Source organism: Bartonella sp. AC535YNZD (genome assembly GCF_042196625.1).
GTDB lineage: Bacteria > Pseudomonadota > Alphaproteobacteria > Rhizobiales > Rhizobiaceae > Bartonella.
This window is the reverse complement of the sequence record NZ_JBHIQP010000002.1, coordinates 47,132-63,685: the sequence shown is the minus strand read 5'-3', so window position 1 is coordinate 63,685 and position 16,554 is coordinate 47,132. Positions and strand designations below refer to the sequence as shown.

Annotated in this window: 11 protein-coding genes and 1 pseudogene; 9 read left to right on the top strand and 3 right to left on the bottom strand. The window is 36.3% G+C overall.

Features of this window, described 5'->3' with window-relative positions; translation table 11 throughout:
* The first annotated feature begins 343 nt into the window (after positions 1–343).
* The 4 genes and pseudogenes from bafA (ACFIM8_RS01530) to ndk all read left to right on the top strand — a co-directional run bounded on the left by bafA (ACFIM8_RS01530) (position 344) and on the right by ndk (position 7,000).
* Complete coding sequence (bafA, locus tag ACFIM8_RS01530) at positions 344–2,908, top strand: BafA family autotransporter (protein WP_375614385.1); 2,565 nt, start codon at positions 344–346, stop codon at positions 2,906–2,908.
* Between the two features lie 311 nt (positions 2,909–3,219).
* Positions 3,220–3,450, top strand: a pseudogene (locus tag ACFIM8_RS01525) (integrase); the annotation flags it as partial.
* Between the two features lie 283 nt (positions 3,451–3,733).
* Complete coding sequence (gene bafA, locus ACFIM8_RS01520) at positions 3,734–6,310, top strand: BafA family autotransporter (RefSeq protein ID WP_375614384.1); 2,577 nt, start codon at positions 3,734–3,736, stop codon at positions 6,308–6,310.
* A 267-nt stretch (positions 6,311–6,577) separates the two neighbouring features.
* Entirely contained in the window at positions 6,578–7,000 is a 423-nt protein-coding gene (ndk, locus tag ACFIM8_RS01515) for a nucleoside-diphosphate kinase (protein WP_375606272.1), read from the top strand.
* A gap of 317 nt (positions 7,001–7,317) precedes the next feature.
* Here ndk and pgsA read toward each other — a convergent pair whose 3' ends face one another.
* The 3 genes from pgsA to ACFIM8_RS01500 all read right to left on the bottom strand — a co-directional run bounded on the left by pgsA (position 7,318) and on the right by ACFIM8_RS01500 (position 11,206).
* Complete coding sequence (gene pgsA, locus ACFIM8_RS01510) at positions 7,318–7,899, bottom strand: CDP-diacylglycerol--glycerol-3-phosphate 3-phosphatidyltransferase (protein ID WP_273723320.1); 582 nt, start codon at positions 7,897–7,899, stop codon at positions 7,318–7,320.
* 72 nt (positions 7,900–7,971) lie between these two features.
* The gene (gene uvrC / locus ACFIM8_RS01505; RefSeq protein WP_375614383.1) at positions 7,972–9,951 is read right to left on the bottom strand and encodes an excinuclease ABC subunit UvrC; all 1,980 of its coding nucleotides are present in this window, start codon (positions 9,949–9,951) and stop codon (positions 7,972–7,974) included.
* A 391-nt stretch (positions 9,952–10,342) separates the two neighbouring features.
* Complete coding sequence (locus tag ACFIM8_RS01500) at positions 10,343–11,206, bottom strand: 23S rRNA (adenine(2030)-N(6))-methyltransferase RlmJ (protein WP_375614382.1); 864 nt, start codon at positions 11,204–11,206, stop codon at positions 10,343–10,345.
* Between the two features lie 1,642 nt (positions 11,207–12,848).
* On the opposite strand from ACFIM8_RS01500, the gene tatA reads away from it, so the two are divergent.
* The 5 genes from tatA (at position 12,849) to ACFIM8_RS01475 (ending at position 16,522) form a co-directional block, all read left to right on the top strand.
* Positions 12,849–13,151 carry a twin-arginine translocase TatA/TatE family subunit gene (gene tatA, locus ACFIM8_RS01495; RefSeq protein ID WP_375614381.1) on the top strand — a complete coding sequence of 101 codons (303 nt, stop codon included), beginning with the start codon at positions 12,849–12,851 and terminating at the stop codon, positions 13,149–13,151.
* Positions 13,152–13,206: 55 nt separating this feature from the next.
* Entirely contained in the window at positions 13,207–13,611 is a 405-nt protein-coding gene (locus ACFIM8_RS01490) for a twin-arginine translocase subunit TatB (RefSeq protein ID WP_375610177.1), read from the top strand.
* Positions 13,608–14,390, top strand: a complete 783-nt coding sequence (gene tatC / locus ACFIM8_RS01485) for a twin-arginine translocase subunit TatC (protein WP_375606267.1) — start codon at positions 13,608–13,610, stop codon at positions 14,388–14,390. Before ACFIM8_RS01490 ends, tatC begins: the two co-directional genes overlap by 4 nt.
* A gap of 61 nt (positions 14,391–14,451) precedes the next feature.
* Positions 14,452–15,729: a serine--tRNA ligase gene (gene serS, locus ACFIM8_RS01480; protein ID WP_375610178.1), complete on the top strand. Its 1,278-nt coding sequence runs from the start codon at positions 14,452–14,454 to the stop codon at positions 15,727–15,729.
* Between the two features lie 133 nt (positions 15,730–15,862).
* Positions 15,863–16,522, top strand: coding sequence for a protein-L-isoaspartate(D-aspartate) O-methyltransferase (locus tag ACFIM8_RS01475; protein ID WP_375606265.1), 660 nt, complete (start codon positions 15,863–15,865; stop codon positions 16,520–16,522).
* Positions 16,523–16,554: the final 32 nt, after the last annotated feature.

Below are 16,554 nucleotides of genomic sequence, written 5' to 3'. Positions count from 1 at the left end.
AGTTATCTTTAAATGTATGATTAGTTTTTTTAAGTTTTTAATGCAGCATCAGAGAACAATTTTTCAGAGCACGCAGCTTCGTTGTTCATGATAAACTGTATACCTTTATATACTTGATTATGCATTACTTTTTTTTGATAAGAAAATTCTGAGGAAATGCTAAAGAAGCACTATAAAAACGCCCTTATATTCTTGATCAAAAAAGTATTAAAAAAACTGTAAAGAACGGTTTTTTATGAAATAAGGAGGATTTTTAAGAAGGATTGTTGCAATCTAAGGTTGAAAATATGTTTTGTAGAGCTAATTACGTTCAGTGTCTATGCAGGCGTGAAGGGGGGAGGATATGGCTCTACAATATAAATGGAAACGACATTGTTGGATACTCATGTTGAGCAGCTGTTTTGTGCAAGCTGCTGCTGCAAATGAGGGAAGAGCAGCACTTTTTTGTCAATCTTCAAGTTATGAAAATGATAAGGTATTTCACGATCAATACAATGAGGATATGAAAACAGGCAGATGCATACTTGGAGCCTCTCATGGTGTCATGATAAGAACGCGCAATGAATTAGACTTTTTGAAAAAGCCTAGCGATTTTATCATGGATAAGGGTGCTAGAGTGTTTGCGAGTCAACAGGAGCTTGACAGCAGTCATCGTGACAATGCTGGATATAATGCACAAGAACAAAATACTGCGTTTCTTAAAAAGCCTGAACTTATTTCCATTAAAGATGGGGCAATATTAGAAAATTATATCCTTGATAATGAAGGTAAAGCATACATTTCAAATGATGGTGAGATTGATAGTCCAGGGCGATCCATTAATAACACTGTAAGGAATGGTGCAGAGCTTTATGTGTATGCAGGAGGACTCAGTGAGAATAGTAAAATTGAACATGGTGGAATTGAAAATGTTCAGGCTTTAAAAGGAAAACAAGGTTTTTCGAAAAATGCTGTTGTTAAAGAAGGCGGGCACCAAAGTGTTGGAAATGGAGGGAAAGTAGAGGGGACTAAAATTTATGGCGGTGAGCAGCTTATTTTCGGCGAGGGGGATATTGGAGGAGAGATTAAAGGCAGTAGTGCTTCTCACACTATCATTTATGGTCAAGATGAAACACTAGGCCAACAAAAAGTATATGATGGCGGAAAAGTTTGGAATACAAAAGTTATGCGAGGGGGTGTCCAAGAGGTTGGACAAAAGTCTCAAAGTGCAAAAAATGGTGGTTTTGCATTTGACACAGAAGTTTTTGGTGGTGGTAAACAACGTATCTTAAAAGGTGGTCAGTCCATTGGAGTCACTTTAAATGAGAATGCTATTCAGGAAATAGATACTGACGGATCTGTAAAAAATCTAACAATGAATGATCAAACAAAATCATGGGTGCATGCTGGAGCGACATTAGAAGGCAAGACACAGGTAAACCATTCTGGGCAGATCCATCTTTATGCTGGGAATGATCAACATCGCACCACAGTAGAAGATATTATTTTAAATGGAAAAGATACAAAACTATACTCTATTACTGATGAGTTTGATGGAAAAAGTTCTTTGATACAAAAATTAAGTGGTGAAGGGAGTATTATTTTTTCGTTTACAGGTTCTGATCCATATTATTCTCAGCTTCATGTGAATAATCTTTCAGGAAATTTACATTTCGCGTTCAATACTACGATTGCCCATAACCGTGGTGATTATCTCTTGGTTGAGAAAGGCGCTGGGAAACATACAATAAGTGTTGCTGATTCTGGCGTTGAAATCACGGATCCTTTTTCAAATAAGCGTGATTTAATTACGGATCAAAGTGGTGGAGCGCATTTTACGCTGACAGATCTTAAGGGTGAAAAAATTAACGCCATTGATGGTGGAACTTATATGTATGATTTGAAAGAAAGAAAGGATGAAAATGGAAAAGTTTGGTTTTTATCGGCAGACCGCCTCAGTGGACCAGAACCTTCTATGCCAGATCCGACAAATCCTTTTTTTCCTGGAGAAACATCAACAACCCCCTCTACAGATGCAGTGTTAACGTTGTCCGTAGTTCCTGGGCTTATTTTTAATAATGAGTTGCAAATTATACGGAATGGTAGAAAAATTTGGGACAGAAATAAGAAAGATATCGAACTATGGACTTATGGGATTAAGAGCAGAGAACGTGTTGCGACAGGCCATACACACTTTAAACTTGGGCAGACAGGTTTAGTCTTTGGTGCTGATCAGTTGAGTGAATTAGGGCATGGAGAGTTGTATGTTGGTGGTTTTGGGAGTTATGATCAAGCACGTATTTCTCATGCACGAGGTGGTGACAGCAATTTGAGCTCTTATAGTATTGGAACTTACGCAACTTATTTTGATCATCGTGGATGGTATATGGATGGTGTTTTGAAATATAATTATTACCGAGATAATTTGAAAGCCATATCAACGAATGGTTTAGCCATTCAAAGTCATTACAATCAGTGGGCAATAGGTGGATCATTTGAGATTGGTTGTTATTTTGAACCGGCACAGAATACTTGGATGCAGCCTTATATCAAACTAACAGGTTTGCAGGTTGAAGGTAAAAGAATAAAACTTTCAAATGGAATGATAGGTGATCTAAGCCCATTAACTTCATTCCGCAGTGAAGTTGGATTGACTGCAGGACATGAATTTTTTGTGAATTCAGAAACGTCATTAACAGCTTACATTATGGCAGCTTGGTTGCGTGAGAATATAAATAATAATTATACGACAATTAATAACCAGTATAAATTTATTACAGATTTATCAGGCAGTGCGGGTAAATTGGGAATAGGTTTAAACGGTTCGGTCAATGATAAACTAACACTTTATGCGGAAGCACATTATCTAAAAGGACATAAGATTAAGAATGCTCTTCAAGGTATTTTAGGATTACGCTATAGTTTCTAAATATGTGTGCATGGCTGATTAACTTTACAAATGTAATTGTTTTGCAAACTTAAACAGATAACGTTCGGCTATGTCTTCTCGAGAGTGTAGGGACTTTCTCAAATAGTAGGAATGTCTTTATACTCTCTCTTTTAAAGGCAACATACTGAATTTATAATAATTCATTTCTATGCGTGTTGAATAAGAGTCGCGAAAATCATAGGATTCTCTCATTCCAAATCTGTTTATGTTGAATCAATCAAAATTATTCGCTTGGCACATCGCAAGCGGGATGAAGGTGTGTATAAAAACTATACAAAAAAGAAGTAAAAATGTCTCTGATGAATCGTCTCTAGTGTCAAGGGCTGTCACAACATTGGGATGGCAAAGTGTATGATGATATCGGCCCGCTTCTTCATAAGCGTAAAAATAGGGGGCAATGGCTTTACCGGTATATCATTCATGGATGACGTTACGAAATGGGCTTGAGTGCATTGAGAGATGTCTCTTTAAAACAAGTGCGTGAATGTACAATCGAATGGCGTTTTGTTTTACGTGAAGGGGGGTGCCATTAAAGGGCACGAGCATTTTTTTCATCTATAATTCCAGATATGCAAATTATTCCTTGAATTTAAGTAAACATTTTGAATTTTATTCAATTTTTCTGCCTTAAGTTAGAGTTTTTTAGTGGTTTATAGATAAACAACTTAAAGTTGTTTAAATTAAAAAAATACACTAAAAAATTGTATTTAGACATAAATAAAACACATTATGATACAATCTAAAACGAGCTACCTATGTAGCCGTGGGGTATTTTTCTAAATAATTGAGAGTGGAGTGTGGATAATGCGGTATAAATATAAGTTAAGTTTTTCAGTATTGATGATCAGTAGTTGTTTTGCGCAATCTGCAAGTGCAGTAGAGAGTGGGAATAGAGGGCAAATAAGAGTAGCCCATGTGAGAAATGAAGAAGAGGAACGAAAAAATTTAGAAATAATTGCTCGTCTTTTCAAAAATAATATGACGATTGGATATGGGGATGTAGAGCTTATTGATAATGGAAAAACTTCCGTGGGGTCCACTATCAAAAAAGGAGGGATGCAAATAGTTACACGTGCAGGAATTACAATAAACGCTGAAATTTTGGGAGGTCAGCAGTTTATTCATGAAGAGCCATATATTGATTTTACACGCGTGGTTAGACGAAGTAGTGCATATAATTCCACAGTTACGGGTGGAGGTGGAGCAGTGGGACAGCAGAATGTGTATGATGGGGGAGGTGCTTGGTATGCGAAAGTAGGAAATGATGGAGAACAAAATATTTATGCGGGGCAAAGAAAGGAAGGGGGGCGAGCAATGTATACAGAAGTTTCTGGCAATGGCAGGCAACACGTCTTAGCACTAGGCGAATCTGTGAAAACTACTTTGAAAAATCAAGCTATTCAAGTTGTATATCCTGAAGGTTTTGTGAATGGTTTAACAATTACGGATTTTGCCAAATCCTGGCTACATGTTGGTGTAAAAGAAGTTGTTGGGGAAGTAAGGGTTAATGATCACGGAGAACTTTATCTGTTTGCTGGCGGTAGGACAAATCATATTACCAAGAAAAACATTCCTCTAGAAGGAGAACCTGCTGAACCAATATTTGAAGTTGGTGAACGGAAGATAGGAGAAAAACCACAGATTAAAATTAAAGATTTAGGGGGGCAGGGTGGGATTGTTATTTTTTCTTCTATACCGTATGATCCACGTCATATTTCACTTTATGTTGAGAGACTTTCAGGGGATTTACATTTTCGATTCAATATTAGCGCGACGTGGGATGCGAGTGATTATTTGTTGATTGGTGAGGGCTCAGGGAATCACAAAATAAATATTGCAGATTCTGGACGTGAAATTACAGGTCCTCTCTCACAAAGGAATAGTTTGGTTACTGAGCTTCCGTTAATTACCGATAGAAGCCACAATAGCGGAGCTAATTTTACTCTGGCAGATCTTTTGGGCAGGGACATTACAGCTGTTGATGGTGGAACCTATCAGTATCGCTTAGTGAAGAGAGGAAGATGTGCTGATTCTAGTGGTAGTGCTACAATTTGGTATTTAAGTAGAGCTTCTGGAGATACGGAAGGTTCTAGTTCTGAAGTAGAGTGTGTGAATAAGAAAGCGAAGATTCCTGCTGATACGGGTATACAGTCTGATCAATCTCCCTCTTCTGAAGGAAAAAATACCAGTCCTCGTCCACTTACTAAAAAACAGCCAGCTAAACAACGTCCTCCACGTCATTTAAGAGGGGCACAGAATGTTTCCAGTGTTTCGGTATCTTCCTCTCAAGAAAATCAGAGTCTTGTAACGTTACCTCCATCAGGTCTTCATCCTCTTTCTGATGAAAAACAACAAACTGCTGTTTCAGAATCTTCTCACTCTTTAGCCGATCAAATGATTGTGCGTCCAGTTCATAAAGAACAACCTTCTTCACAATTAAGCGAGACGTTTTCAGTTTCTCACTTTTTGACCACTCCCTCTACAGATGCGGTATTGTCTATGTCTGTGGCTCCAGTGATGGTTTTTCACAATGAAATGCAAACCGTACGTGCGGGAAGAGGAGTTCTAGATAAAAGTAAAAAGAATGCAGCTTTATGGACTTATGCGATTAAATCTAAAGAGAGCATTGCGACAGAGCATATAGATTTTAAACTGGATCAGACCGGTATCGTTTTGGGGATCAATGGTTTAGGCGAGTGGGAAAATGGAGAGTTTTATATAGGTGGTTTTGGCAGTTATGATCGTGCCCGTGTTGCGCATGCACGGGGGGGTAACAGTGGAATCAATACTTATGGTATTGGCGCTTATGTCACTTATTTTGATCATAGTGGATGGTATCTCGATGGTATTTTAAAATACAATCATTATCAAAATACTCTAAAAGCCGTTTCAACGAATGGTTTAGAGATTGAAGGAACATATACTCAAAGGGCATTGGGGACTTCCTTTGAAGCTGGTTATCGACTTAAGACGTCAAAGAACAGTTGGTTGCAGCCTTATGGACAATTTACATGGTTGCGTGTTGAGGGTAAAGAAATCAAGTTATCGAATGGCGTGACAGGTGACATGCGTCCATTTACTTCATTACGCAGTGAGGTTGGCTTATCTTTAGGATATGAATTTGGTTCTCACATGGATTCCTCATCGCTTGCGTATATTACAGCAGCATGGTTGCGTGAGAATAAAGATGACAATCAAACGTTAATTAATCAACGTCATCCATTTACCACGGACTTATCGGGCAATGCAGGTAAGTTAGGATTAGGTTTAAGCAGTTTTGTGAGTGAGAAGTTAAAGTTATATGGTGAGGCCCATTATGTTAAAGGACATAAAACAAAACAGTCCTTTCAGGGTATTTTAGGTGTACGCTATAGTTTCTAACGATATGGTTATTTTTTGATTGATTTCAATGATAATTTTGATAGGAAGCATTTAAAATTATGGAAGAAGATTCAATATTTATTAAGAGTCGGTAGCGCATTTTTATGATGGGATGAGCAATTGCAGGATTTTTATTAAAGTTTTCTTTATAATTTATTCTATATTTTTGAGAATTTGTGTAGATTTTTGCAGAGCCACTTGGCAAAGGGTTCCTTGCTCGCTATAGGAATGGCTAGAGAATATTATCAATGAAATAAAGGTGGTTAAATGGCTTTAGAGCGTACTTTTTCGATGATTAAACCAGACGCAACCCGTCGTAATTTGACTGGCGCAATTACTAAAATGCTTGAGGATGTGGAGCTACGTGTTATTGCGTCTAAACGTGTCTGGATGAGCAGACGTGAGGCTGAAAAATTTTATGCTGTTCATAAAGAACGTCCTTTTTTTAGTGAATTGGTTGAATTTATGTCTTCTGGTCCAACCGTTGTACAAGTTTTGGAAGGTGAAAATGCAATAGCTAAAAACCGTGAAGTAATGGGGGCTACGAATCCTAGTGATGCAGAAGAAGGGACAATTCGTAAGGTTCATGCTTTATCGATTGGCGAAAATTCTGTCCATGGATCCGATAGTGCTGAAACGGCAAAAACAGAAATCGCCTTTTGGTTTCCTGAGGTAGAAATTGTTGGTTAATAAAGCGTATATAAGAAGCAAAAATCCGAAACACTATATTTCGGTTTTTTGCTTATGAGGTTATAGATTTTTTTGAAAGCATATGGAGCCATTAATCATTTTTTTAGCTTTTAATATTGCAGCTGCTTTTACGAAAATATAAAGCCTATTTACTCTTTTCTGAAGAGTTTTTATCTACACGCTACCCTTACTTGTAATGTGCAAAAAAGTGTTTTATTGATTTATCATTAATAGATTTAAAATAAATCAATCTTATGCTATTCTCATCTCTTATTTAAGTACAAAAAGATAAATCATTTTATAAAATTCCATACTATTCATAGGATAACGTGTTTTAAACCTGCACGAAAATAATCCCACCCTGTCCACAATGTAAGGAGGGCAGAAATCCACAGCATAGTAATACCAAACTCTACTGTGTAAGGGAAAATTTTATTACCGGCTGGTCCAGCTAAAAGAAATACAATAGCGATCATCTGTACAAAAGTTTTCCATTTTGCAAGACGAGAGACAGGAACACTAACTTTTAACTCAGCCAAATATTCACGTAATCCTGACACAAGAATTTCTCTGCAAAGAATGATAATAGCTGCCCATAGAGTCCATCCAGCGATGGTACTGTCTGCGGCAAGCAAGAGCAAACAAGCAGAGACGAGAAGTTTATCGGCAATTGGATCTAACATGCGACCAATATTGGATGTTTGTTCCCAAATACGAGCAAGGTAACCGTCAAGAAAGTCAGTAATGGATGCAACGATAAAAATGGAAACAGCAATCCAGCGGGTGATATCACTTGATTGTAGCCGCCCTTCTAAAAAAAAGCATGCAACAACCATTGGGACTGCAACAATTCGTGCATAAGTTAAAATATTTGGAAAAGAAAAAGTATGATTTTTCATGGAGCCATTTTTAATTCTTGTGAAAGAGAATATATTTCCTAAACGTAACAAGGCGAAGGTTATGAAACAAGCTTATTTTTCATGAAAATGGTTATGAATTTTTTGTGCAATTGTCATAGAGATTCCCGTAACTTTTTTTAAATCTTCAAATGAGGCACTAGCAACAGCTTTGGCACTTCCAAAATGATGAAGCAACGCACGCTTTCTTGTCGGACCGATATTTTCGATTTCATCAAGTGGGTTTTTGAATGTTGCTTTTTTTCGTTTTATCCTATGAGTTCCAATCGCAAAACGGTGTGCTTCATCACGCAGACGTTGCAAAAAATAGAGGATAGGATCACGTGGAGGAAGTGTAAAGGGCGGAATACCTTTTATAAAAAATCGTTCACGTCCCGCATGACGGTCAACACCTTTGGCGATTCCAACAACTGTGAAGAGATCATTTAATTGTAATTCAGCAAGTATTGCATGTACGCTGTTGATTTGTCCTTCACCACCATCGATTAAGATAAGGTCAGGCCAAATGGGAAAAAGATCATCATCTTTTATGTTATGACTTCTATTTGGCAGATCATGCTCTTTGATAAGGCGTGAAAATCTTCGTTTAATCACTTCTTTCATCATACCAAAATCATCGCCAGGCGTGATATCTGTTGAGCGAATGTTGAATTTTCGATATTGATTTTTAATAAATCCCATTTGACCAGCAACAATCATAGCCCCTACAGCATTTGTTCCCATGATATGAGAATTGTCATAGACTTCTATCCGGCGTGGAGGAAAAGGTAGTTGGAATGTTTTAGCAAGACCTTGAAGCAATTTTGTATGGGTGGCTGTTTCAGAAAGCTTATGTTCAAGTGCTTCATGAGCATTGAGATAGGCACGATTAACAAGAGTTTTCCGTTCACCTTGTTTGGGTAAAGAGAGGGATACTTTGTGGTTTGCTTTGAGACTAAATGCTTCTGTAAGAAGTGCCTTTTCTTCAATTTCTTCAGATAAAAGGATGCTTTTGGGAAGTGGTTTATCATCATAAAATTGGGCAAGAAAACTTGCTAAAATTTCAGTACGGGAAAAAGAGGGATCTGCTTTAGGAAAATAAGCACGGTTTCCCCAATTTTGCCCCATGCGAAAAAAGAACACTTGAATACAGGTCATTCCTTCTTTTTGCGCAATCGCAAAAACATCCGCTTCTTTTATCGTTTGAGGATTTATACCTTGATAGCTTTGTATGTGAGAAAGGGCTGATAGGCGGTCACGATAGGAAGCTGCTTGTTCAAAATCAAGATTTTCTGCAGCTTTATGCATAGCTTGAACCATATCGCTTTTAATAGATTGATCTTTTCCCGAAAGGAACGCTTTTGCTCCTTTCACCAGTTCTTTATAATCACTGTCGCTAATTTCATGAGTGCAAGGTGCAGAACATCGCTTAATTTGATAAAGCAAACAGGGGCGTGTACGGTTTTCAAAAACTGAATCAGTACAAGTTCGTAATAAAAAGGCGCGTTGTAAAACATGAACTGTTTGTGTCACTGCACCAGCAGAAGCAAAAGGACCAAAATAGTGAGCTTTTCGTATTCGAGCACCACGATGTTTGTAAAGTGCAGGCACTCGATGATCATCTGTAATCATAATATAAGGAAAACTTTTATCATCACGCAGGAGTACATTAAAATGTGGATGCAATCTTTTGATGAGATTGGCTTCTAAAAGGAGTGCTTCTGTTTCTGTATGGGTGACGATAAATTCCATATGATATGTTGCACGAATCATGCGGGTAATACGATTATTGTGTCCTTGTTCACGTGTATAGTTTGAAACACGTTTTTTGAGATTACGGGCTTTGCCAACATAGAGAATATCACCATTTGCACCAATCATCCGGTAAACCCCTGGCTTATGCGGAAGGTGTCTAACAAACTCTTGTATGAACTTGATACCTTGGAACTGATTTTTCTCATTGCTTTGATTGGCATTATGCCATGTAACATTAGAGAGAAAAGAAAGTTTTTCCCGTTCATTTTGCGGACAATTTGTATTATTTTTCAGGACCATTCCGTTTATTACGAATATGTTGTTTGTTTAATATATGAAATATTCTTTTTTATTAAATAATGATTATTTATGTCTTTATAATTTTTTTTATAAATATATCTTATAGCATAAGAGTATGATTTTAGAGAGCCGATCTTTCATAAAAAAATATGAGAGTTGTTATTCTAAGACAGCTTTATGAATTTGGCCAATTTATCCATTAAAATGATTGAAATAAGAAATCCATGATGATTAAGAGGATAGGCTTTCTAAAAAAATAATTCACGCTGATCGTTATTAGCTTATCATGATAATATGTTGATATTATCCAAAGAATCAAAGAACTTTATCATTTAATGCATTTGTATTTTACAACATGATATTTGATTTAGGAAAGATATCAGAAAAAGATCTAAAATAATAGATGTTCTTTTTGAAGCCACTTATGCGTTATTTTGGCATTTTCATCTTGTCCAAGACGGTTGATAAGAAAGGGGCTGAGTTTTTTCATTTCTTCTTCCAAAAGGTAGGGAGGGTTAATAATAATCATACCGCTTCCATTCATTGTAGGTGATGTTGATTTTTTTCGGATACGCATTTCAAGCTGGAGAATTTTAGGAATTCCTGTTTGATAAAGCGCGTGAAGAAAACTTTCAATTTCTTTGTCATATTTAACAGGATACCATAAAGCGTAGATTCCTCCAGAAAAGCGACGATAGGCTTTCGTTAATCCCTCAATAAGGCGGGAAAACTCTCCAGCTTTTTCAAAGGGAGGGTCAACAAGGATAAACCCACGTTTTTCTTTTGGTGGTACATGAGCATTTAAGGAAAGCCAACCATCTAAATGCAGAACTTTTGTCTGATAATCTCCTGCAAAGTTTTTTGCTAAAATATGATAATCTTCATTGTGCAATTCTATTGCGGTGAGGCGATCTTGTTTCCGTAATAATTGACGAATAAGAACAGGAGATCCAGGATAAAATATAATTTCTTTTTCCCCTTTATTGAGGGCATCAATGATGTCACACCATGGACAAAGGAGTGTTCTTAAATCTTCTGGGATAGGAGTTGAAAAAAGTCGTTGGACACCTTCGCGCCACTCTCCTGTTTTATGTGCTTCTAAAGAAGAAAGGTCATAAATACCGATTCCAGCATGCGTATCTATAACGCGAAAAGCTTTTTCTTTGCGTTTGAGATATTCTACAATGCGAGTGACAATAATGTGTTTAAAAATATCAGCAAAATTGCCAGCATGATAAATATGCCGATAATTCATGGAGTAAACTCTATCATATGTGTAACTGTACCGGATTATTAGCATAGAATAATAGAATTGATATCCATAAAAATACTCTTGTGGAAATCAAACAATGCCCTCATTTCCAAATTATACACTACAGAAAAAATATTAATGTCATGGGAGCATTTATTCACAGGGCTATTTTTATATTATGAGCTTAATCGTTAAAATTTTAAATTTTTTATATGAGAGATAGACAAGAAGAGATCAAACATCTCAATAGAGATATTTATGTTGTAAGAGAATTTTTTTATGATCGCGGTCTCTTCCAGGAATACTATAAAAAAACCTCAATCAACGAGAATATTAGTGAAGTTTGTTGAAAAATTGAAGAGTACCTTTCAAATTCATTCATAAATTTTCTTGTTTAAAGATTAAAGAATTTCAAATACTTGATAAAAACATTGTTACATTTATAAGTTTTTTAGCAAGCGTAAAATTATGGATAGAGCAATAAAGTGCTGGTGTTATAGTGATAGATTTTTGTAAAAGTATGAATGAATCTCATTGCTTTAAGCAGAGCCAAAGCTTTACATTATACACGCTAAATGGCTAGGTTATTGTGTATGATGCTAAAATAAAACTTTTGAGAATTGATATGTGCTCTGCAAGCTATCTCAATAAAATGAGGAATTTTAAACTAAAGCAAATAGGTTTATCTATCTCTAACACTGTATTATCGAGCGGCTTTATAAGGTAATCTTATAAAAAAGGCTAGGATAAGAAATTCTTTTTACATGGATTATGCTTCGATGCCATGCTTTTGATTGAATGTAATTTTCTATTAATGCCCATTCTGGTTTCAATACTGAGATAGGTTAAACACATGATATTATGAGAACGCATGCCCAGAATCCAGAGACTTGTAATAGTTAGAGCATGCCGTGGCTTAGAGAGCTGGTTATATGGAGGTATTTTACTGAATAAAGGCACAAGCTGGTACCTTTTTTATTTTTTAGCAGTATTGCCATACCTCTTGGCACTTGCGTTGGTTCATAAAGTACATTTTTACTCTTTCCGCTAATAGTTTTTATTTACACGACAGATATTTAATTGAATACGATGATGGCTCATATTTCGTATTGTGTATGGAATAATGGATGATAAAATTCCCACCCCAACGCAAAGAATAAATGTTGTGCGTAAGATGATCGTTTTTGAAGAGACTGATGATGTGTTAAGAAAGTTTTTTAGAGATTTTTCTTTCTGATTTTTTTAATTGAATACGTAAAATGTTTTACAGCATTATGATTTTTATCAGTAACGGATAATTTGGCGGAAATATTTGTAATGATACGTACAACATTGTTTAAAAGGAAAGACGTTGGCTATAGTCTTTACAGGAAGATGAGTAACCTAAGAGATCAGATGAAGTTATTTTAGAAAAGTTTTTAAGTGTTTTGAATTTTGTATGAAGCGGTTTATCATTGTTGAATGGTTTGTGTTATAGTACGCTAAAAAGCGATAAGAGGATAAAAAGCTCTTTTTGCAATAAAAGCGTGTAATTGCTTTTAAGTTAAGAAGAAAATATATAAGTAAGATATTATATTTGATACATTCTTCAGAGGAAGCATGAATAAATGAAATCAAATTTAAAAGCATAAAGTTAGAGAGAATAATGGGTAATATTTTTTCACCAACGCATTTAATTATAATTTTATTGATTATCTTTGTGCTTTTCGGTCGCGGTAAAATTTCTGAATTAATGGGCGATGTTGCTAAAGGAATTAAAGCCTTCAAAAAAAATATGAAGGAAGAAGATGATAGCATTGAGGATAAAGTTAAAATGGCTCCTACTTCCCAAATGATTGATGTAGAATCTCAACAATCTCAGCCGTTATCGGTAAAACATGCAACAGTGCGCAGAAAGGTTTCTTCTGCTTCTAAAAAACGCAAAACATCTGTTGCTAAAAAACAGTAACAAAAACGCAATCATCATTGTGCAATATTTTTTGATGAGAAAGTCGAATTAAGAGATGTTTGGGATTGACGGACCAGAGTTTATCGTAATCTTACTTGTTCTCATCATTGTCGTTGGACCAAAAGACTTACCTAAAATATTAAAGACAGTAGCAAAGATAAGAGCGTATGTGTATTCAACAGCAAATGAACTTCGTCATCAGTTTGATAATTTAATAAAACAAATCGAGCGCGATGATTTGCAAAAAGTATGTTCGGATATTAGCGATTCAAGTAAGAAGTTGGCAGAAACTTTTGATCCCACTCAAAATATATTAGAGGATATCCACGATAATTGGGATGTTAAGGAAACACACTATAAATCAAAAAAAGATAAAGAAATTTTGGAATGCGATCAAAACGTAACCAATAAAGATACGACAGTATCTATCGCTTCTAAAGATAAAGAAGATATGTCATGAATGTTAAGAAAGATGAAGTTGATGCCCATATGGCACCACTTTTAGAACATTTAATTGAACTTCGTCAGCGAATTATTGCTGCCTTGGTTGCATTTATGATCGCTTTTATGATGTGTTTTCTTGTTAAAGATTATATCTTAAATTTTTTACTATGGCCATATCAGTGGGCAATGAAAATAGCAGGGGGTAATCCTGAGGGAATTCGTTTACAATCAACGCAAGTATGGGAAACTTTTTTAACGAAGATGAAGCTTTCTGCTTTTGGGGGAATTATTTTATCTTTTCCCTATACGGCTTTTCAGTTTTATAGTTTTATTGCACCAGGGCTTTATAAAAATGAGCGGATGGCTTTTTTACCATTTCTCATTGGGGGGCCTATTTTATTTTGTATTGGAGGAGCGTTTGTTTATGGTCTATTCGCGCCAATAATACTATGGTTTAGCCTTTCTCAACAATTTCTTCCAGATGTTCATTTAAAAATAGAGTTTATAGTGCGTATTTCTGATTATTTGGGCTTTATGACATCATTTATCCTAATTTTTGGTTTGATTTTTCAATTACCTCTTGTCATCAGTCTTTTAACAAAAATTGGATTTTTAACATCTCATGATTTGGCGTCTAAACGAAAATGGGCTATTTTGCTCTCTTTTATCATTGCGGCAATCATAACGCCGTCGGATTTTTTTACGATGTTTGCAGTGGCTTTACCAACGATAGCACTTTACGAGATTTCAATTTTAATTGCTTACAGTATAGAAAAGAGAAGAAAATCCGCTTAAGAAAAGTGTATAATCTTATGCGATAAGGAATGAATAAAAACAATATAAATGAGGAATTTTTATGCTTGATATTAAGTGGATTCGTGACAATCCTGAGAAATTAGATAAAGCACTCGTAAGTAGAGGTCTTGAGCCACAAGCTAAAAGGTTAATACAACTTGATCTTGCACGTCGGTCGCATATTGCTAAGGTGCAATTGGCGCAGGAACGTCGCAATGCTGTTTCAAAGGAAATAGGACAGGCTTTGGCTGTATCTGATCAGCAAATGGCTGAACGTCTTAGAGCTGAAGTTGAAGAGATTAAAGCTTTTCTTTCCTCTGCAACAGTGGAAGAAAAGCAACTGACGGAGAGTCTTGAGAAACTTCTTTCAGCACTTCCAAATATTCCATTAGATGATGTTCCAGAAGGTAAAGATGAAAGTGATAATGTCGTCATTCGACATTTTGGTACACCTCCAACATTTAATTTTACACCAAAGGAACATTTTGATCTTGGTCAAGATCTCAAACAAATGAACTTTGAGCGAGCTAGTCGTTTGTCTGGAACACGTTTTACAGTGCTTTCAGGGGCGTTAGCACGGCTAGAACGAGCATTAGGACAATTTATGCTTGATGTGCATGTGAATGAGCATGGTTATACAGAAGTCTCAGTACCTCTTCTTGTTCGTGATGAGATTGTTTACGGAGCAGCACAATTGCCGAAGTTTGCAGAGGATCTTTTTCAGACAACAGATGGTCGATGGCTTATTTCTACTGCAGAAGTACCATTAACTAATTTGGTTAACGATGAAATTCTTGAAATATCAGATTTACCACTGCGATTTTCTTCTTTATCTCCTTGTTTTCGTTCAGAGGCTGGAGCAGCCGGTCGTGATACGCGCGGTATGTTGCGTCAGCATCAATTTTGGAAAGTTGAAATGGTCTCGATTACCAGTGAAGAGCAGTCTTTAATTGAATTGGAACGTATGACTGAATGTGCAGAAGATATATTAAAACGGCTTGATTTGCCTTTTCGCACAGTGGTTCTTTCTACGGGTGATATGGGGTTTGCAGCGCGTAAAACCTATGACATCGAGGTTTGGCTTCCTGGTCAAGAATGTTATCGTGAAATTTCTAGTTGTTCAGTTTGTGGAGATTTTCAAGGTCGTCGTATGAATGCGCGCTATCGTAAAGACGGCGATAAAAAATTGCATTTTGTTCATAGCCTTAATGGTTCTGGTACGGCTGTTGGACGTTGTCTTATTGCCGTACTTGAAAATTATCAACAGGCTGATGGATCAATTATTATTCCAGATGTTTTACAACCTTATATGGGAGGCATGCGCTGTATTACTGCTTAATTTTACGAAAGGAGAGACAATATGCGTTTATTGCCAAGAGGTGATGATACACAGGCGCAAGTTTTTGCCATTTTAAAAGAAGCAGTTTGTCAGTATGATAAAAGTGCACCTTCATTGGAGATTGAATGATACTATGGGGCAAAAGGGTATTTTACAATTTCGTGAGGAGTTAGCCGCTCTTGTACTGAAAATGCGTAGCAAAGGCATTGATGACGTGCGATTTTTTTCTGCATTAGAGAAAATTCCGCGTCAACAGTTTGTTGCTGCTCCTTGGTTCAATAGTGCTTATGATAATAAAGTTATTCCCCTTGAGTGTGGTGAATATATGGAACGTTTGGAAGAACAACTCTTAATTCTTTCGGCATTATCGTTGAAAAAAAGGCATCGTGTCTTAGAAATTGGTACAGGATCTGGTTTTTGTACTGCTCTTATAGCATGTCTGAGTGACCGTGTGACAACGATTGATCGTTATAAAACGCTTGTTGATTTAGCACGACAAAAATTTCAAACTTTAGGAATTGAAAATATTGTTATACGGCAAATTGATGGAAGTCATAGTGTGACAGGCTTAGGATCATTTGATCGCATTCTTATTTGGCCATCACGTTTTGATGAACCCAAGGAATTTTTAGAACTTTTAGCTGAAAATGGAATTCTCATTCAGGCGATAGGACCTGACGAAGGGGTACAAACGGTGACGCGCTATACAAAAATCGGTAGTCGATTTGAGTGTTTAGAACTGTTCCAAGTGCGTTACCAACCTTTTATTAAAGGCATTGCAGAGATACTTTAATTTTTAAAAGCTAAGAAATTTCTGCAAATTGC

Excerpts from the sequence above, each read along its gene's own strand:
- ACFIM8_RS01500 (WP_375614382.1), bottom strand. The coding sequence starts at position 11,206 with ATGAATTATCGGCATATTTATCATGCTGGCAATTTTGCTGATATTTTT.
- pgsA (WP_273723320.1), bottom strand. The coding sequence starts at position 7,899 with ATGAAAAATCATACTTTTTCTTTTCCAAATATTTTAACTTATGCACGA.
- bafA (WP_375614385.1), top strand. The coding sequence starts at position 344 with ATGGCTCTACAATATAAATGGAAACGACATTGTTGGATACTCATGTTG.
- bafA (WP_375614384.1), top strand. The coding sequence starts at position 3,734 with ATGCGGTATAAATATAAGTTAAGTTTTTCAGTATTGATGATCAGTAGT.
- ACFIM8_RS01475 (WP_375606265.1), top strand. The coding sequence starts at position 15,863 with ATGGGGCAAAAGGGTATTTTACAATTTCGTGAGGAGTTAGCCGCTCTT.
- ndk (WP_375606272.1), top strand. The coding sequence starts at position 6,578 with ATGGCTTTAGAGCGTACTTTTTCGATGATTAAACCAGACGCAACCCGT.
- tatA (WP_375614381.1), top strand. The coding sequence starts at position 12,849 with ATGGGTAATATTTTTTCACCAACGCATTTAATTATAATTTTATTGATT.
- ACFIM8_RS01490 (WP_375610177.1), top strand. The coding sequence starts at position 13,207 with ATGTTTGGGATTGACGGACCAGAGTTTATCGTAATCTTACTTGTTCTC.
- serS (WP_375610178.1), top strand. The coding sequence starts at position 14,452 with ATGCTTGATATTAAGTGGATTCGTGACAATCCTGAGAAATTAGATAAA.
- tatC (WP_375606267.1), top strand. The coding sequence starts at position 13,608 with ATGAATGTTAAGAAAGATGAAGTTGATGCCCATATGGCACCACTTTTA.
- uvrC (WP_375614383.1), bottom strand. The coding sequence starts at position 9,951 with ATGGTCCTGAAAAATAATACAAATTGTCCGCAAAATGAACGGGAAAAA.